This is a genomic window from Niabella insulisoli, assembly GCF_039652435.2.
Taxonomy (GTDB): domain Bacteria; phylum Bacteroidota; class Bacteroidia; order Chitinophagales; family Chitinophagaceae; genus Niabella; species Niabella insulamsoli.
Genome location: NZ_CP190246.1, coordinates 4,342,954 through 4,362,107 on the forward strand (window position 1 = coordinate 4,342,954; position 19,154 = coordinate 4,362,107).

A 19,154-nucleotide genomic window follows, 5' to 3' on the forward strand; every position below is an offset into this window, starting at 1 on the left:
AATTATGAGCGAAGAATTACAACAACAACCGCAAGCACCGGGCGTGCAGGAGGCGCAAAAAATTGCCAACCCTCTCGAGCTGCTAAAAAACAGTTCCGACGCCCTCGCAAAGTACGGCGGTTTCGATTTAATAGAGTCGTCGATCGATGGCGCACAAAATCTTAACCCCGAAAGAAAAGCCCGCCGAAATATTTTTCTTTCAGAATCACAAAAAAAGGAAGAGCGCGAGCAACTGTTGCGATCGCTTTCCGTTTGGGCTGAAACGCTTTCTAATGCAGAAGAAATTTCGAGCATGATAGAGCTGGCCGAAAAAAACTCAGCGCAATGCCAGCAAGTGGTCGAAAAAAACGTAGCGAAAGCGCTCGACGCAACGCGGGACATGGAACGGTCTTATCGCAACGTGGCCTTCTTTTTTAAAAACACGGAAAGTGATAAACTTAAAAATGTTTCTTTTATCAATTGTGATCCTGATCAGCTCAAAGACCTCGACAACACACGCTTTATTGATCATGTCGGCGACGAGTTGAAACAAAATTATGACCGGCTCGATTTGAGAAATAACTATAGCATCCTTGTAGTCCCTGGCTATCTCGGCTCCAATAAAGTAGTAGAAAAGTGGGCCAAAATGGCGCATGAAAATAAGGTGATGCTGGTGACCGATTTCGAGCACCTGGACGCGCCCGACGATGTGATGGAGATGTTTGAAATCGCCAATCTGACCGGCGGAGACAAATACCGATCGAACGTGATGATGACCTGCAACTGGCTCGTTGGCCGTGGAAAATATAACGAGCTGGGCGAAGAAGAAGATTTATACGTGCCCCCTTCAGGCGCGTTGGCGGGGAGTATTTACAAAACCTTGATGAGCCAGGTGGCGGCCGGTAAAAAGCATGGCAGCATCAACGAAGTAGATGGCGTTAAATTCGACCTGAGAAAAAGCGAGATCGCAAATCTAGAAAAAATGGGCCTGGTTCCGATGGTTAAAGAATATGGGAAAGTTATGGCGTTTTCAGCTAAAACATTATTTAACGGCGACAACCTCGGCCTGCAAACCTATTCGGTGGTTCGTGTATTCGACTATGTGACCAAAGTGCTGATGGATTTTTTAAACCGGCGAGCTTTCGAAAACTTTAACTCCAACACGCGCAAAGACCTGATGGCTCAAATCATCAAATTTCTGGACGGCATTACCGGCCCCGGCAAGCTGATCGAAGACTTCACAATCAGGCGCTTTGAACAGGATCCGGTACAAAAAGATAAAATACATTTAGACATTCACATGAAACCCTATTTCCCGGCGAAAAATTTTATGATCAAAATGGAAGGCCAGAAAGGCGACGACGGCACAGAGTGGGATACCGACTACGATCAGCAGTAAAAGTTTCGCCCTTTTTATTTCGCGTACTCCGCTTTCGTTTAACCAGGGGCGAGCGCTGCTGCGCGTGATATAAAAATTCAAAAGCTAAACAACATGACACACGCAACAACAGGAAAAATATGTCATCATTCCTGCTGGGATAAGCGCTGTATGGCCGTGCTGCTCTTTGTATTTTTTGCGGCAGGATGGCATCTCGGCGCGGCACAGAATATCAACGGAGAGCAGGTGATTGTTGGAAAAGAAAGTATTACCATCATCAACTTTCCGGATAAGGTGCTAAACATCAATTTTTCTGACGATGCCGCTTATGATTTTTATATCCCCAAAAGAAGAGAGGAGAAGTCGATCTCGCTCCAATTCAACAAGTATCAGCAGGACGCGCCGCCCAACACGAATCTTTTGGTAAACGAGGGCGGCCGCAGCCATATGTTCCGCATTCTTTTCGACTCCACTTATAATATTAACGACGATTCGCGCCCGCCGCTTTGGTACGAGCATTCTGATCTGAAAGCGCTCAGGGCTTTTGTGGCCCGGCAGAAAGAATTGATGGACAACCCCGATGAAACGCAGGCTCGCCAACAGGCTGCGCTGCAACAACAAGAAGCAGCTGAAAGAAAAGCCGCTTATGTTGCCGCCCAGGAGCAAAGAGAAGCGGCGCTGGCAGCCAAGGAAAAGCAGCTGGAAAAACAACGCAAAGAGGAGGAAACCGCCCAGAAAGAACAAGCCGCCGCTATCGCGAAGGCCAAGCGGGATGCTGAAGAAAAAGACAGACAACTGCAATTAGCGGCGGCTAAGGAAGCCCGGGAGAAAGCGGCCGCCGAAGAAAAAGCCCGGAAAGAAGCCGCGGCGCTTGCGAAACAAAAAGCAGAAAATGATCGGCAGCTACAACTGCTTGAAGAAAAAGCGCAGCAAGATAAAAAAGCAGCGGAAGCGCTGGCAAAGGCAAAAATAGACGCTGAGAAAAAACAACGTCTTCAGGAAGAACAATTAGCCAGGCAACAACAGGAAGCCGAACAAAAAAGACAATTGGCTCTCGCAGCGCTTGCTAAAAAAGAAGCGGAACAAAAAGCGGCTAAAGAGCGCCTTGAACAACTGGAAGCGGAACGCAAAGAACGCGAGGCAAACAAGGCTTATTCAGAAGCAGGCCTTTGGCAGCGTTATGGCAAATTCGGCATTAACCTTTACGATGTACCGCGCGAACATATGGGAACCGTAATTTCCAATTTTTATATTGCAAAAGATACGCTGATGCATGCGCAGGTTGCCGACTCTTTAATCCTTGCCGGAACGTCCAACCTCAACATACGCGCCAGCGCCCCTATTAACAAAGGCGTTGACATAACGCTTCAACAAATGTTTTTTAAAGATGTGTTTACCTATTACCGGTTGAAAATCGAAAACACCACCAACGAAGATTTCCTGATGGGTAAAACTTATTTATATTGGTATGATGAAAAACAGAAGCCGATCAAAATGATCAAGAGCAGCTACATTACAAATGTGACACGGTTTCCATTGATCAGGCCCGGCTCCTCGCAAGAAGTTGTTTTCGTAACAAGATCTCCCAATATCATTGATGGCGAAAGCCTCGTATTATATATCGACGAGCGGCGCAAAGAAAAGGGCGGCACCAGTATTGTTATAGAAAGCAGCACTTATATCAACGAACTGAAAAAAGTTCAGCACGATATTAAAACCGTAAAAACAAAAACGCCAGCCGCCGAAGCACCGGCGACGAACAATAAAGGCAGGAAAAAGAAAAGAAAATAGATGTTTCAACTTTGTTCACGATACGGCGCTTTGGCTACTTTTTGGATACCGCTTTGGAGGAAGCTCTGCATCGCCGGCTCTTTGATGTGTTTCACATCGGCGCTTTGCGCACAGCATATCATTACGTTTTGCGGAGAGCCTGTGCCTATCAATCATCAATACGTTCAGGACAAACTGATCAATGTTATTAAAAAGCAGGTCAATGTAGTAAACCTGCCATCGTTGCGGCAGCGCGCCAATTTATACTTGCCGATTGTTGAACGATATCTTGTCGCGTATGGCTTGCATACCGACCTTAAATATCTGCCGATCGTGGAAAGCGGCTTTTTAACCAAAGCAGAATCGGGCGTGGGCGCCAAGGGCATCTGGCAAATTATGCCGGCAACCGCTCGGGGTTACGGTCTGGCTGTGGGCAACGGCATCGACGAGCGGGAAGATTTTGATAAAGCCACCAGAACGGCCTGCACTTTAATAAGAGACAATTATAAAATGCTGATCAGGTTTGTCGGCGGCGCCAACTGGCCGCTTGCGATTGCCGCGTACAATTTCGGTATTGGCAATATCGTTAACAATGTAAAACGCCAGGGTTTCAATTATTTTAACATGAAACTAAACCCCGAAACCGGCTTATATGTGTATAAAATCATCGCTGTTAAAGAGCTGTTCGAATATCCGGAAATTTACAATTCGAAATTTGGTTACAATGTTTTCAATCCCAATGCCGGCAGGAACAAAAAAGTGGATCCGCGGAAAATGGAAGTTGAAAATGATCCCGATTTGTTGAAAGAAATAGAAAAAGAGGTTTTAAAAAATAAAGACAAAGCCCCGCCAAAAATTGTCAGGGAAGAATATATCCTGGCTCATGTGGAAGGCGCTATGAAAAACTTTCAGGATGGCGATATTGTAGACATTGTTTTGGATGAAGATTTAAAAACTCGTAAGTCAGGGCTTTCTTTTAGCGGCTATAAATTTGGGGTGAAAGGCTGGATCATTGACGATCGTGTTTTCTTCGATTTGGGATATGGACATGACGTCACTTTGCTCGACACCAACAAAGAAAAGGGCGTGCCCCTTACCGAACTGCTTTCTGAAAAACGCATCGATGTCCTGCTGAAAAATATTGTTTACGCCAAAGAAAGTACGCCATAATAGCGCTTTTTTTGCCTACTATCGCTGGCGGACGGCGCTTTATCTCATTTAGGCACCTTCATTGAGCCAATAAACGCCTACAAAACGGCAGCTTTCTCAAAACTTAGCCAAAATTAAAACTTTAACCATTTTCTCATTTTTCGTTTTATTAGTTGCAGTAACTTAGCGCCCCCTTTAAATATTATTTTTTTATTAAAGATATCTGATGTATCTTTTTACACTTCTTTTTCACATATTATCCAATTGAATATAATGGCAACAAAAGCAATCCCGAAAAAGACGAGCCGCGCGCCTAAACAAGCAGTAAAGTCCGAGGTTAATCTGGAAGCAGCACTTCAACAACATTTTGGTTTTAAACAGTTCAAGGGAAAACAGGAGGCGATCATTGAATCTTTATTGGCCGGCAACGACACATTCGTCATCATGCCAACAGGAGGCGGGAAGAGTTTATGTTATCAATTGCCCGCCGTGATGCTGCCGGGCGTAGCCATAATCGTGTCTCCGCTTATCGCACTTATGAAAAACCAGGTTGACCTGGTGAGAGGATATAACAGCAACGATGAAGTGGCTCATTTTCTTAATTCTACATTAAACAAAAAAGAAACAAAAGACGTTCACGATGATCTGCTTTCAGGCAAAACTAAATTGCTCTATGTTGCTCCGGAAACCCTGACTAAACAGGAAAATCTTTCTTTTTTCAGCGATTTGAATATTTCTTTTTTTGCGGTTGACGAAGCGCATTGTATCAGCGAATGGGGCCATGATTTCCGGCCAGAATACCGAAGGTTGCGGGAAATGATGGATCAGATCAACGCGAAAGTGCCGGTTATCGCGCTTACCGCTACTGCTACGCCTAAAGTGCAAAGTGATATTGTCAAAAACTTAGACCTCCGCAACCCGAATATTTTTATTTCTTCTTTTAACAGGGAGAACCTCTACTACGAAATTGTCCCCAAGATCAAAAAAAACCAGGCTGAGGAAAGTATCGTTCGCTTCATCAAAGGCATGAAAAACAAAAGCGGCATTATTTATACACTCAACCGCAAAACGACAGAAGAGCTGGCCAGCATTCTGGAAGCGAACGGCATTAAAGCGGTGGCTTATCACGCAGGCCTCGATGCCAAACTGAGGGCCAAGCGGCAGGATGGATTTTTAAGCGAAGATGTCCAGGTTATTGTTGCCACCATCGCTTTTGGAATGGGGATCGACAAACCGGATATCCGCTTTGTGATTCATTATAATATTCCCAAATCGATTGAAAATTATTACCAGGAAACCGGCCGCGCCGGCAGAGATGGCCTGGAAGGAAAATGCGTGCTTTATTATTCGCACAAAGATGTGAGCAAGCTGGAGCACCTGATGCGCGATAAGCCCCTTAGCGAACGCGAGGTTGGCGCGCAGCTCATTAATGAAACAGTGGCTTACGCAGAAAGCGGCGTGTGCCGCAGAAAGGTAATCCTCAGCTATTTTGGCGAGCATTTCCTGGAAGAGAACTGCGGCAGTTGCGACAATTGCCGTCATCCCAAAGAGAAAATCGAAGCCAAGGCAGAAGTGCTGATTGCGTTGAAGGCCTTAAAAGAACTGGATGAAAAATTTGCTACCGATTATGTGGTTAATATTATATCCGGCAAGCTGACGCCCCAGGTAAAAATGTTCCGGCATGAAGGTTTGGCTTCTTTTGGAGCCGGCAAGAAGCAGGACAGCCTTTTCTGGAATTCATTGATAAGACAAATGATCCTTGAAGGTCTTATTAGAAAAGATATAGAAGAATATGGCGTTTTAAAACTGACGGATAAAGGAAAAGATTTTGCGAAGCGGCCCAAGGCTTTTTCTATTGTGCTCAACAATAAGTTTGAAGAAGCGATGGGCGATGACGAAGAGGGAACGGAAAGCGGTGAAGAAGGCCTGACGGCAGATGATAAACTGTTTGATTTGTTGAAGGAACTGAGGCAAAAACAGGCGAAAAAAGTAGGACTTGTTCCCTGGGTGATTTTCTTAGAAACTTCTTTGCAGGATATGGCTACGATGTATCCGACTACATTGCAGGAGTTAGAAAAATGCCAGGGCGTAAGCAATGCCAAGGCACGTCGCTACGGAAAGCCTTTTATCGAACTCATCGCCAATTATGTGGAAGAAAACAATATTGAAAAGCCGGATGATTTTGTGATGAAGAGCGTGGTGAACAAAAGCGGCAACAAGGTTTATATCATTCAACAAACAGATAAGAAGATTCCCATAGAAACGATAGCGAAAAATAAGGGATGGAAAATTTCGGAACTGCTGGAAGAAATGGAAACCATTGCCGCCAGCGGCACGAAGTTAAACCTTGGGTATGCGATTGATGAAATGCTCGATGAAACGGAGCAGGAAGAAATTATTGAATATTTTAAAACCTGCGAAACCTCATCGCTCGATGTGGCACAGAAGGAGCTGTCGGAATTTGATTTTAACTGGGAGCAATTAAAAATAATGCGGATCCGGTTTTTAGCAGAATATGGCATGTAATTGAGGTATCAACATTTTTTTGCCAATTATACACAAATATTGATAAAAACCTCTATTTTTGCAACCCGCTAAAGGATGGTGCGGTAGCTCAGTCGGTAGAGCAAAGGACTGAAAATCCTTGTGTCGCCGGTTCGATCCCGGCCCACACCACAGAAGATGAAGCAGTTACGAATAACAACGTAGCTGCTTTTTTTTTCCGAACACAGATGTGACCAGATCCAAAGTCTCCTCTTTTCTATTCTGTAATGCAATATTTATTTTCTCGTTTGGTGGTAGGAAATAAAGATACTATACAGTGAAATATATAGAGATTATTACGTCATCGATAAAAAGACCCAAAACGAGGCGATTATATATTAAAAATCGACCAATTGATCAAATTGTTGTCGATTTCTGTCTTCTATCGCCCCATATAGACCATCAAAATTTGAATATCACTCGGATTAATTCCTGAAATGCGGCTCGCCTGGCCCAAGGTGCGCGGTTTGATGCGATTAAGCTTTTCCTTCGCTTCATTGCCTAATGAAGCTAACCGGCTGTAGTCAAATTGGTCTGGAATCGCCAGGTTTTCCATTTCGCTCATTCTTGAAACGATTTCGCGCTCTTTTTCAATATACGTATCGTATTTTACCTGGATGGCGGCCTGTTCAACCTCTTCTTTAGAAAAGCGTTGCAGCTGCTGCCTTAAATCAGGCACAACGGTCACCAGTTGCGATAATTCGATATTTGGACGAAGCAGGATTTTTTCGGCTTTTTGCTTCTCGGTAATTTTTGAAGATCCGATCGAAGCCAAAAATCCATTGATGACTTCCGGTTTTACAACCACATTTTTTAAGATGTTTTTTATTTCGGAAACATGCTCGTTCTTTTGCTTTACTGCTGCCATCCGGTCTTCAGTAGCCAATCCTAGTTCATAACTAAGTGGCGTCAGGCGCGCATCAGCATTATCCTGTCTCAATAGCGTTCGATATTCCGCGCGGGATGTAAACATGCGGTATGGTTCTTCAGTTCCTTTATTAATTAAGTCGTCAATTAAAACACCGATATAGGCTTCCGATCTTTTTAATACCAGCGGCTCACGGTTGCTTATTTTCTGATGCGCATTAACGCCGGCCATTAATCCCTGGCAGGCGGCTTCTTCATAACCCGTAGTTCCATTAATCTGGCCCGCAAAAAACAGATGGCTGATTAATTTCGTTTCAAGCGTGTTACTCAACTGCGTTGGCGGGAAATAATCATATTCAATTGCATAGCCAGGCCTAAACAGGCGTACGTTTTCAAAGCCAGGCACCATTTGTAACGCCTTGTATTGCACATCCTCGGGCAACGAAGTCGAAAACCCGTTCACATAAATTTCAACCGTATTGCTGCCTTCCGGTTCTACAAACAGTTGGTGCCGGTCGCGGTCTGCAAAGCGGTTGATCTTGTCTTCAATGCTGGGGCAATACCTCGGGCCAACGCCGTCAATTCTACCGGCAAACATCGGGCTGCGGTCAAACCCCGTTTTAAGGATATCATGTACTTCCGGACTGGTATAAGTTATCCAACAGCAGTTTTGGTTTTGCGCGGCAACTTTTTCTGTATTTTTGAAAGAAAAGCCAACAATTTCTTCATCGCCTTCCTGAATTTCCATCTTTGAATAATCCAAACTTCGGCCATCTACCCTGGGTGGGGTTCCCGTTTTCAAACGATCGCTTTGGAAACCTAACCCCACTAATTGCTCGGTGATACCGCTGGCCGCCTTTTCCGCCACCCGTCCCCCGCCAAACTGTTTTTCCCCAATATGAATAATGCCGTTTAAAAAAGTACCGTTGGTAAGCACCACCGCTTTTGCTTTTATTTCATGCCCGAGCCCTGTTACAACGCCCCGCACCATTTTATCTTTTATGAGCAGCCCCTTTACCATATCCTGGTAAAAATCCAGGTTGGCGGTTTGCTCCAACATTTCCCGCCATTTCAATGCAAATACCATCCGATCGCTTTGCGCCCGCGGGCTCCACATCGCCGGACCCTTCGACCGGTTCAACATCCTGAATTGAATCATGGACAAATCGGTAACAATACCCGAATATCCGCCCATAGCGTCTATTTCTCTTACGATTTGTCCTTTCGCGATGCCACCCATAGCCGGGTTGCAGCTCATTTGAGCGATTGTTTGCATATTCATAGTGACCAGGAGGGTCTTCGATCCCATATTCGCCGCTGCTGCTGCCGCTTCACAACCGGCGTGACCGGCGCCTACCACTATTACATCATATTCTGGAAACATAGGCTGCAAAGTTACGATAAACCGTACGGCTGGTCATAATCGCATTTGGAGAAAATTGTATGCTCTTTACTGATATTTTTCACGTGGAACATTTCACTCCCCATCTCTCATTTTTTTTCACGTGGAACACTAACCAAAGTATGCTTTCAACCACGCTTCCTCCATTGCCCTCATCTTCTTTGTTTCTCTCTCCGTTTTATCCTTGTACCCTAAAAGATGAAGTATACCATGAAAAACTACCCGATGTAACTCCGCTTTATAAGTAGATTTAAGCGTCTTCGCATTGTCCCGCACCCTATCCACGCTTATAAATAAGTCAGAGAGCAAGGCTGTTGCGCCCTTTTTTGAGAGTTCAAAGGTTATAATATCAGTATAGTAATCGTGTTGGAGGTGCGTCCTGTTTATTTCGAGCAAATAATCGTCCGAACAGAATATAATGTTCACCTCTGCTTCCTTCCTGCCTCCCAGGGACAACTGTGCTGCGATAAAAGCCTTCAATCTCTTTCTTTCTAAAAGCCTGGCAGGCTTTTCCTCGTGGAAACTGATCTGATAGTTTTTGATGTCCATCTTCCAAAATTCGTAAACAAATCACAAAGCACAATGCCTTAGCTTTGTAATATGACAAGTGAACTTTTATTATCCGATTTGCAGCCAGGCCAGATCGCTACCATTGTAAAATTTACCACAGAGGAAATTTTCTTAAAATTGATGGAAATGGGCTGCCTCCCCGGCGAACAAATAGAAGTTGTTCAAAAAGCGCTGTTTAACGATCCGATGTCAGTGTCTGTTGCGGGCTACCTGCTTAGCCTTCGAACAGAGGAAGCCAGCCAAATAGTCGTAAATCTCTAAAAAAAGCCGATGAAAATTGGATTATACTTTGGTTCCTTCAATCCTATTCACAACGCTCACCTTATTATTGCCAACCATATTCTGAATGAAGCGCTGGTCGATAAGATTTGGCTGATAGTATCTCCTCATAACCCGCTAAAAGAAACCAGCTCGCTCCTTGATGAAAATGACCGCTATTTCCTGGTTTCGACTGCGGTAGAAGATGATGATCGGCTCAAAGCCTCCAATATTGAGTTTTCGCAGCCTCGCCCATCCTATACAGCCGTAACGTTAGCACATCTTTCCGAAAAATACCCCCAATACGAATTTTCGGTAATTATGGGAAGTGATAGCTTTCAAAACATTCGCCGGTGGAAGAACTTTGATTTCATCCTGAAACACTATAAGGTATTGGTTTATATGCGCCCGGGCTTTGACGTGAAAGATTCCCTCGGTGGCAACGTTCATTTACTTCCGGCGCCGCTACTGGAACTCTCAGCGACAGCTATCAGATCTTTGATCAGGGAAAAAAAATCGCTTCGATATATGTTACCGGATAAAGTAATTGCAGAAATCGAAAAAGCGGGATACTATAAAAAATAGCCGAGGGCAACGCATAAAATTACGATAACAGGCGCGGGCACACGCGTAAAAATCAAAGTGAGCGCCGTGCCTATTACGATACTAATATTGACAAAGCCAATACCAGTGCCGTCAAAAAACCGGATATCCTTTAAAATGTAGAATGTAGATCCCACCATAATCCCTAATACCGTGGCATTGATTCCCTCAAGTGAGCGGTAAATAACTGAGTACTTTTTCAGCCGGTTCCAAATAGGAAAAAAGAATAAAACCAGTAATGCGCTGGGCAAAAAGATGCCGATCGTCCCAATGACGCTACCCGCAATTTGCATCGCGGCTCCCTCATTTCGCAACGCCAACGCGCCGGTATAAGAAGAAATGGAGAACACGGGGCCCGGCACCGCTCTTACAAGACCTATCCCGGTCAACATATCCCTTTTGTCAATCTGGATCGCGTTAGGGTTCCGCTCCTTGACCGCTTCAGGCCTGACGCTGAATTGCTCATACATGATGGGCATTAACACATTTCCACCACCAAATACCAGGCTTCCCATGCGGTAAGAGTTTTCGAAAAGATTGATAGGTTTCCGGTGCTGCCAGTCATTTTTTCTGGCTACCTCACTCAGCACTCCGGCAAAAATGAAAATAATAGCAAACAACCAGATGTTCCACCATTGAATTTTACCGGTGGTTGGCTCCCTTTGCGGAATTCTTTTATTACTTAGGTTTGTAACAACACCACCCAGCACGATAAGTAAGGGAACAAAAAAAGGTTTTCCAAAAAATATAAAGGTGGCGAAAGAAGCCGCCACCGCGATAACCCGGGTAGCCAAATTCTTTACCGAATACGGTAAGTAGCTGACGCAGGCAAAAATCAAAAAGCCGCCCGCCATTGGCACGATAAACTTAAAAATGTCGAAATGCTTCGTGGTTCCTTCAATGTAATGAATCAAAAAGGACAAAGCACACATAATGGTGCAGGCGGGTAACACCCACACTAACAAAGTGAGCAACGCTAACACAGGCCCTCCTCTTTTAAAACCAATCAGTGTCAATGTCTGTGTAGAGGAAGCGCCGGGAAGCAACTGGCAAAAAGCATTATACTCCATCAATTCCTGCTCAGTTACATAGGGCGTCTTTTTTACAAAGGTTTTCATCATCATTGCCAAATGCGCCTGCGGACCGCCAAACGCAGTAAGCCCATGCAGGAACACTAACTTTAAAAATTGTAGATGACGAAGCAGCATGAAGCTGAATAAAATTTGCGATTGACCTTAAAGATAAACTAAAGCGATCAAATGCCTGGGCAGGCCTGCTTATCTAACCGTGATATGAAAACATTTTTCTCGATATTCTTTGATAAAATACAGTTTGCCCTGCTTCTGTAACTGCGTTAACACGCTTTGCAAAGTTTTCTCCAGCTTTGCATTGGGAGCTTTCCGGCGGTTGAATCTTATGTAAGAAATATCAAAGGAACATCCATAGTTGTGCGAACTCAACTTCGTGGTAACGGCATTGCTATTGACCCGGGCCAGCCTTTTTTGATCATAAATTGTTCGGGTGACGGAAGTGACTGTGAAAGTTTTCTTGCCACTTTTTTTGTAGAAATTACTGCCAATCTCCTTCAGTACCTTATATCCTTTTGCCGTTAGATAGGGTTTACTGTGTGTGAGTTTAGCAATGGTGTAGCCCGTTTTTGGGAAAATAATAACCAGCTTTTTTTTACTGACGAGCGATGTTAGATGCGATTGGTTTTTTATGGGCGGAATGCCCGTTCGCTTGGCTGCCACCAAGTGCACATCGTATTTCGTTTGTGCTGAGGAACTTTTCGCATAAATAAATAGACAAATAGAAAGAAGTAAGTATTGCAATACTTTCATCAAAAAATGGTTTTTTGGGGCGAAAAGCGACGCTATTTCTTTTATAAATGTTTGAATATCAACAAATTATATATTCAAACCGCCGCAGGCGCTGATGGTTTGCCCCGTGATATAGCTACTCATATCAGACGCAAGAAATAGGGTAACGTTGGCTATATCTTCAGCTTTTGCAAATTTGTTTAAGGGAATATCGGCCAGGTATTTTTCCGCGCCGGCATTATCGTTTAAATAACTTGTCATATCGGTTTCCACAAATCCGGGCGCGATGGCATTGCACCGAATATTCCTGCTGCCCAGTTCTTTGGCAACACTTTTTGTGAAACCAATAATTCCTGCTTTGCTGGCGGCATAACTCGACTGTCCGGCATTACCCATCATACCAATAACAGAACTCATATTTATAATGGAGCCGGAACGTGCTTTCATCATGGGCTTAATCACCTGCTTGGTCATATAGAAAACACTATTCAGATTAATATTTAAAACATCCTGCCACTGCTCTTCGGTCATTCTTAATAATAAATTATCTTTCGATATGCCCGCGTTGTTTACGCAAATGTCAATCTTTCCAAAATCATTCATTACTTCAGCAACAAAACTCTCACATTGCTGGATATCACCGGCGTTGCTTCTGTAAGCTTTTGCTTTTACACCCAACTCTTTAAGCTTCGCCTCCAGCGTTGTCGCTTTTTCCGCACTTCCCTCACTTACGTAAGTGAAAGCAACATCAGCGCCATGCTCGGCAAATTTGATAGCAATGGCTTCACCAATTCCCCTGGCTGCTCCGGTTACAATAGCTACTTTATTTTCAAGAAGTTTCATGATGATAAATTTATATTTTTAATCGCTTTTTCTGTCAAAGCCTCAAACCGGCCTTTTATTTAACCGATAAATTGTTGACCAACTGCTTTTAAATGTAAAACAACGCGTGGCTGCAAAGTAAAGTATTTATTTTTTTCAATACCTACTATTTAGGTTGAAATGTAGTCCAGCGTTTTTTGATAATTTCATATCTGCAGGATTGGTTTAATATGAATCATCATCCTCAAAATAAACCTATATTGCGCTCATGTCATTACACGATTTTCTTTCTCCGGTTCCCATGGTTGAGATAACGGGCGACGAAACCTTCAGGCCCGGCCAACTGGGCGCTACAATCGATATTTATACAGACACATTTCCGGATATTGACCAGGCAGATATCATCTTCGTCGGATGCGGCGAACAACGCGGCCGCGGTTATCTGGGGAAAACAAGTGATGCGCCCGATCTGATTCGAAAACATTTTTTTTCTCTATTTTATTGGCATGAAAAAATAAAAATGGCCGATATAGGCAACGTTACGCCGGGTGCTACTTATAATGATACGATTGCGGCCTTGCAAACGGTTATTTCCGAATTGACCGAATTGGGAAAAACGGTTGTCGTACTGGGTGGCTCTCACGACCTAACACTGTCACAATATTATGCCAGCAAAAAGGCAGAACAATTAGTCGAAATCACGGCGGTGGATGCCATCGTTGACCTGGATATGGAATCGCCTTTCAGAAGCGACAATTTCTTAATGGAATTATTTACCAGCGAACCCAATTATGTAAAACATTATAACCACATCGGGTTTCAAAGCTATTTATTGCATCCCGGCATGTTGCAAACCCTCGACAAACTGAAATTTGACTTTTTCAGGGTGGGCCATGTGAAAGAAGCTATTAAAGAAATGGAACCAGCTATCCGCAGCAGCCATATCTTTAGTTTTGATATTAATGCGATTGCAAACGCCTACGCGCCGGCGAACCAATTAACACCAAATGGTTTCAACGGAGAAGAAGCCTGCGTACTCATGCAATATGCGGGTATGAGCAGTGCAGTACAAACCATTGGTATTTATGGTTACGATCCGCAACAAGACAAAGAGGAGTTGACTGCCAAACAAATTGCGCACATGCTTTGGTATATGATCGACGGCAAGCATCGCCGTTACAACGAAGCTTCTCTTGAAGATTTGCACCAGTTTAACGAATATCAGATCGCTTTTGCCGAAATTGAAAGCACCTTTTTACAAAGTAAGAAAACAAGCCGCTGGTGGATGCAGCTTCCCGACAAAACATTTATCCCCTGTAGTTATAAAGACTATCAATCGGCAAGCAATAACGAAATTCCCGAACGGTGGTTCAGGGCCCAACAACGATAAAAGTTAATCAGAACTATTTACCATTTTTTAAAAATTAATATTCTGTCATGGAACATATTATTAAAACAGGTATTGCTTCTTACGGAATGAGCGGCAAACTTTTTCATGCGCCTTTTATCCAGGCGCATCCTGGTTTTGAGCTGTCGGCCATTGTTGAACGGCATAAAGACGAATCAAGAGTAAAATATCCTGATTCTAGATTATACCGCTCATTTGAGGAACTTTTAGCCGACGATAGCCTGGAACTGATTATTGTGAACACGCCTGTTCAAACGCATTTCGAATATGCAAAAGCGGCGTTGGAAGCCGGCAAGCATATCGTGGTAGAAAAACCTTTTACGGTAAATGCCGAAGAAGCTAAGGCTTTAGATGAACTTGCAACCGAAAAGCAGCTTCATCTTATTGTCTATCAAAACAGAAGATACGACGGCGATTACAGATCAATAAAAAACATAGTAGAAAACCAATTGCTGGGCAGTTTAAAAGAAGCAGAACTTAGGTATGATAGATATCGCACCGGCCACAGCGGTAAAGCACATAAAGAAGGCGATCAGCCGGGAGCCGGTAATCTGCATGATCTGGGCGCTCATCTGATCGATCAGGCTATTCAGTTATTTGGTTTCCCCGAAGCGGTTTTTGCCGATGTTTTTACGATGCGTGAAAATATGATTGCTAATGATTATTTCGAAGTGATTTTATATTATCCACGCCCTTTCAGAGTCCGTGTTAAAGGAACGGTTTTCGCCCGCGAATCCGTCTACCCTTTTGTATTGCATGGCGAACTTGGTACTTTCATGCAACAACGCTCTGACCTGCAGGAAACCCAGTTGCTGAACGATGTCATCCCTTCGACCAATCCATGGATACCTGCGCCCCAAGGTTTTGACGGCTTACTACATACCCTGGAAAATGGCGAAGTGGTGAGAAAAGAAACCCGCTCAGAAATGGGTAATTATATGGATTTTTATTCGGACGTATATGCAACGATTGTCAATGGGGAAACCAATCCTGTTCCGGCTTCTGAAGCTATTTTAACGATGCGAATCCTCGATGCTGCGTTGTTGAGCGCGCGCGAAAAAAGAGTGATTTCCTTATAAATTTTTCATCTCTCAACAAAAAACGAACGCTTCCCAAAGAAGCGTTTTTTTTATATAAACTTTTACTAAAACGATTTTTCTGTATCTTACCCTTTCAAATAATTACCTCTAAATGCCGAGCACTGGCTCGATTAACGATTTTAAATAAACATGCCCATGAAAGTTTTATTGACAGCCCTTTCTCTTGTTTTTTATTTTTTAGTTTATAGCCAGCCTGTCGTAAATCTCGATCAATATAAAAATAACGGCGCTAAGGTTCAGGTCAAAAATCACTTAGTTACAATCGACTGGCCCGCCGGATCCTCATCCCGGGCAAAAATGATGCTCGATCTTCGCAGCGAAAACGCATTGCTTCAGAGCCTGCAAATCGCGAAATCAAATACCTATAAAGAAATTGCAAAAGATCTTGATCCGGTTTTTATTTTGAGAGTTGGAAAAAGAAAACTCGATCCGGCAAGCGGCGGATGGGATATATTTTTTGATAAAGTACCTAATCAGCCCTACACTACCGAGCGTATTGCTTTTAAAAAACAAAAAGCCAGCGTGCATACGGAAGGTGCTTCTACTATAATTAGAATAGACCAGCTCGAGGCCGCGCCCTTTTCCGGTCAACTTCAAATAACGGTTTACAATGGCAGCCCGTTATTTAATATTGCAGCAGTAATGTCGACAGCGCGCGATTCTACCGCTATTCTTTATGACGCGGGGCTTGTTAATAAAAAAGGAAACTGGAAAAATATAGCCTGGTCAAACGTACACGACCAAATGGAATATACGCACCCGGCAACCAACACCCGTAGTATTGACAAGGAAGTAAAATACCGCACCATCATCGGCGCCAGCGAAACGGGCAGCCTGGCTGTTTTTCCGGCGCCGCACCAATATTTTTATCCGCTCGACGAAGCTTTCAATTTAAAATTTACCTGGTATGGAAAAAATTATTTGGATAAAATCCCTGAATTTGGAATAGGCATTCGCCAGGAACCTACCGGCGACCGGCGTTTTGTGCCTTGGTTCAATGCTCCGCCGCATACCGAGCAGCGGTTAAATTTCTTCTGCCTGCTGAGCGATCAATCACCTGACCTGGCGCTGGCTGCGGTTAAAAAATTTACAAATAATGATGCTTATGTTGCGCTGCCCGGATACAAAACCATGGCTTCTCATTTTCATAATGAATTTATTTCTGACGTTGTGCTCGCCGGCAAAAATATCCCTGAAAAACCAGAGTTCGTCGACGTACTTAAAAAAGCAGGATTGGATATTGTGAAGTTGGCAGAATTCCATGGGCCCGGCCATCCTAAAGGCCCGGATTCGCTGCGGTTAGTTGAATTGAAAGCGCTCTTCGACCAAACCAGGCGTTTATCTGATAAAGAGTTTTTGCTGCTGCCCGGCGAAGAAGCGAATAACTTTTATGGTGGCCACTGGCTGGCGTTTTTTCCTAAACCCGTGTACTGGGTGATGTCACGAAAAGAAAATGCTCCTTTTGAAACCAACGACCCGGTGTATGGAAAAGTGTATCGTGTAGGCAACAAAGCCGAAATGTTGCGCCTTTTAGAAAAAGAAAAAGGTTTGGCCTGGGTGGCGCATGCGAGAACCAAAGCGTCAACCGGCTATCCGGATAAATATAAAGACGAAAACTTCTTCAAATCGGATACTTATTTTGGTGCGGCCTGGAAAGCCATTCCCGCTGATCTTTCATGGCCCAACCTGAGCCGGCGTGTGTTACACTTAATGGACGATATGGCGAATTGGGGATATAAAAAATATGCGATCGCTGAATCTGACATATTTACTATTACCGAGCAAAATGAAATGTATGCCCACCTAAACGTGACCTATTTAAAAATGGATCAACTTCCCAAATATGAGCAGGGCTGGCTTCCCGTTTTGGAAACCATGAAAAAAGGCCGCTTTTTTGTTTCCACCGGCGAAGTTTTAATACCTTCTTTTGCTATCAATGGAAAATCATCCGGATCGACGTTGACACTTTCCGGCAATAAAAAAGTCACGATAGAAGCTGACCTGAAATGGACATTCCCATTAAAATTTGCAGAAATTGTTTCGGGTGACGGAGAAAAAGTTTATCGTCAAAAAATAAATTTAGACCATACACAGGCTTTTGGCCAGCAGCACTTTAAATGGCCTGTAGATCTTACTAATAAAAAATGGGTTCGGATAGAAGCCTGGGATATTGCCGCAAACGGCGCTTTCACTCCCATGATCTGGATTCAATAAAAATTATAAACCAGCCTGCTTGCTGATTTCAAGCATTCTGTCAATAGGCTTTTTAGCAGCAAGCCTTAATGATTCGTCCATGATGATATCAGGCAGCTCATACTTCATACAGAGATAAATTTTTTCCAGCGTATTTCTCTTCATGTGCGGACAGTCGTTGCAGGCACAACCATTATCTGGCGGCGCCGGAATAAATTTTTTATCCGGGCTCGACTTTTCCATTTGATGTAAAATACCTGTTTCCGTAGCAACGATAAATTCGGTCGCCTCGTTTTCAATGGTATATTTTAGCAACCCTGTAGTAGAACCAACAAAATCGGCCATTTTTAACACCGCTTCTTCGCATTCCGGGTGCGCGATAAATTTAGCGTTGGGATGTTGTTGTTTTAATTTGGTTATTTTTTCCAGGCTGAAAATTTCATGTACCATGCAGGCGCCGTTCCACAGCAACATATCGCGGTTGGTAACTTTGTTGATATAGGCGCCCAGATTTTTATCTGGAGCAAATATGATTTTCTGCTCCCTGGGGAAACTATCTACGATAATGCGCGCATTACTGCTGGTCACAATAACATCGCTTAGCGCTTTAATACCTGCACTGCAATTGATGTAGCTCACCACCACATGGTCGGGATGCTGCTCTTTAAATTTTTGAAACAGCGGCGGCGGGCAACTATCGCTCAAAGAGCAACCGGCCTTAAAATCAGGAATAACCACCTTTTTTGTGGGATTCAAGATTTTCGCCGTTTCAGCCATAAAATGCACGCCGGCAAACACGATCATGTCGGCGTCGGTCTTTTCGGCTTCCTGCGCCAATCCAAGGCTATCGCCGATGTAATCTGCAATATCCTGAATATCAGCTTCCTGGTAATAATGCGCCAGGATCACAGCGTTCTTTTCTTTTTTCAGCTTCGTGATTTCCTCAAACAGATCAAGGGTCGGATCAATTTCCAAATCCAAAAATCCGTTTGCGTCCAACGCTTGCTTCGCCTCATTTAAAACTGCTGTTTCCATCGTGCATATTTTTTAATCTGGTGCAATGATACAAAGGCAAAGCAAATTTCTTGAAACAAATTTTTGTGCCGCCTCTATTATCCTAATAATAATTATATATATATTTTTTAAATAAAAACCTATTATTATTAGGGATGTGAATTAGTGGATAAACAGTAATTCACAATTACTACAAAATTAAAACTTTATTGTTTTCCACAGTTAAGGGCAGTTAATTAACAATGGCACTGTCCAGTCCTCCTTTATCGCCCTTGGT

The 19,154-nt window shown here is 43.6% G+C and carries 15 protein-coding genes and 1 tRNA gene; 10 read left to right on the forward strand and 6 right to left on the reverse strand.

Features of this window, described 5'->3' with window-relative positions; translation table 11 throughout:
• The first annotated feature begins 4 nt into the window (after positions 1-4).
• The 5 genes from ABDK00_RS18535 (at position 5) to ABDK00_RS18555 (ending at position 6,952) form a co-directional block, all read left to right on the forward strand.
• Positions 5-1,378 carry a DUF5458 family protein gene (locus ABDK00_RS18535; protein ID WP_346237432.1) on the forward strand — a complete coding sequence of 458 codons (1,374 nt, stop codon included), beginning with the start codon at positions 5-7 and terminating at the stop codon, positions 1,376-1,378.
• Positions 1,379-1,471: 93 nt separating this feature from the next.
• Positions 1,472-3,148 (forward strand): hypothetical protein, encoded by a 1,677-nt coding sequence (locus ABDK00_RS18540; protein ID WP_346237433.1) that lies wholly within the window; start codon positions 1,472-1,474, stop codon positions 3,146-3,148.
• Positions 3,149-4,297 (forward strand): lytic transglycosylase domain-containing protein, encoded by a 1,149-nt coding sequence (locus ABDK00_RS18545; RefSeq protein ID WP_346237434.1) that lies wholly within the window; start codon positions 3,149-3,151, stop codon positions 4,295-4,297.
• A gap of 252 nt (positions 4,298-4,549) precedes the next feature.
• On the forward strand, positions 4,550-6,802 hold the full coding sequence (gene recQ, locus ABDK00_RS18550; protein WP_346237435.1) for a DNA helicase RecQ: 2,253 nt from the start codon (positions 4,550-4,552) through the stop codon (positions 6,800-6,802).
• A gap of 77 nt (positions 6,803-6,879) precedes the next feature.
• Positions 6,880-6,952: transfer RNA gene (locus tag ABDK00_RS18555), tRNA-Phe, on the forward strand.
• Between the two features lie 250 nt (positions 6,953-7,202).
• Here ABDK00_RS18555 and mnmG read toward each other — a convergent pair.
• Positions 7,203-9,071, reverse strand: a complete 1,869-nt coding sequence (gene mnmG, locus ABDK00_RS18560) for a tRNA uridine-5-carboxymethylaminomethyl(34) synthesis enzyme MnmG (RefSeq protein ID WP_346237436.1) — start codon at positions 9,069-9,071, stop codon at positions 7,203-7,205.
• Between the two features lie 129 nt (positions 9,072-9,200).
• The gene (gene ybeY / locus ABDK00_RS18565) at positions 9,201-9,638 is read right to left on the reverse strand and encodes an rRNA maturation RNase YbeY (RefSeq protein ID WP_346237437.1); all 438 of its coding nucleotides are present in this window, start codon (positions 9,636-9,638) and stop codon (positions 9,201-9,203) included.
• Between the two features lie 51 nt (positions 9,639-9,689).
• Here ybeY and ABDK00_RS18570 point away from each other — a divergent pair, with 51 nt between their 5' ends.
• Both ABDK00_RS18570 and nadD read left to right on the forward strand, forming a co-directional pair.
• On the forward strand, positions 9,690-9,920 hold the full coding sequence (locus ABDK00_RS18570) for a FeoA family protein (RefSeq protein WP_346237438.1): 231 nt from the start codon (positions 9,690-9,692) through the stop codon (positions 9,918-9,920).
• A gap of 9 nt (positions 9,921-9,929) precedes the next feature.
• The gene (nadD, locus tag ABDK00_RS18575) at positions 9,930-10,502 is read left to right on the forward strand and encodes a nicotinate (nicotinamide) nucleotide adenylyltransferase (RefSeq protein WP_346237439.1); all 573 of its coding nucleotides are present in this window, start codon (positions 9,930-9,932) and stop codon (positions 10,500-10,502) included.
• On the opposite strand, the gene ABDK00_RS18580 is transcribed toward nadD, so the two are convergent.
• The 3 genes from ABDK00_RS18580 to fabG form a co-directional block, all read right to left on the reverse strand.
• Positions 10,490-11,728: a chromate transporter gene (locus tag ABDK00_RS18580; protein ID WP_346237440.1), complete on the reverse strand. Its 1,239-nt coding sequence runs from the start codon at positions 11,726-11,728 to the stop codon at positions 10,490-10,492. The two genes, nadD and ABDK00_RS18580, sit on opposite strands and share 13 nt — an antisense overlap.
• A gap of 69 nt (positions 11,729-11,797) precedes the next feature.
• Positions 11,798-12,361, reverse strand: a complete 564-nt coding sequence (locus tag ABDK00_RS18585) for a DUF5715 family protein (RefSeq protein WP_346238296.1) — start codon at positions 12,359-12,361, stop codon at positions 11,798-11,800.
• Between the two features lie 66 nt (positions 12,362-12,427).
• Complete coding sequence (gene fabG, locus ABDK00_RS18590) at positions 12,428-13,183, reverse strand: 3-oxoacyl-[acyl-carrier-protein] reductase (RefSeq protein WP_346237441.1); 756 nt, start codon at positions 13,181-13,183, stop codon at positions 12,428-12,430.
• 247 nt (positions 13,184-13,430) lie between these two features.
• On the opposite strand from fabG, the gene ABDK00_RS18595 reads away from it, so the two are divergent.
• From ABDK00_RS18595 to ABDK00_RS18605, 3 genes are all read left to right on the forward strand, one after another.
• Positions 13,431-14,552, forward strand: a complete 1,122-nt coding sequence (locus ABDK00_RS18595) for a formimidoylglutamase (protein WP_346237442.1) — start codon at positions 13,431-13,433, stop codon at positions 14,550-14,552.
• A gap of 47 nt (positions 14,553-14,599) precedes the next feature.
• Positions 14,600-15,649, forward strand: a complete 1,050-nt coding sequence (locus tag ABDK00_RS18600; RefSeq protein ID WP_346237443.1) for a Gfo/Idh/MocA family oxidoreductase — start codon at positions 14,600-14,602, stop codon at positions 15,647-15,649.
• A gap of 156 nt (positions 15,650-15,805) precedes the next feature.
• Positions 15,806-17,884, forward strand: coding sequence for a hypothetical protein (locus ABDK00_RS18605; RefSeq protein ID WP_346237444.1), 2,079 nt, complete (start codon positions 15,806-15,808; stop codon positions 17,882-17,884).
• 3 nt (positions 17,885-17,887) lie between these two features.
• On the opposite strand, the gene nadA is transcribed toward ABDK00_RS18605, so the two are convergent.
• Positions 17,888-18,898 carry a quinolinate synthase NadA gene (gene nadA / locus ABDK00_RS18610; RefSeq protein WP_346237445.1) on the reverse strand — a complete coding sequence of 337 codons (1,011 nt, stop codon included), beginning with the start codon at positions 18,896-18,898 and terminating at the stop codon, positions 17,888-17,890.
• Between the last annotated feature and the right edge of the window lie 256 nt (positions 18,899-19,154).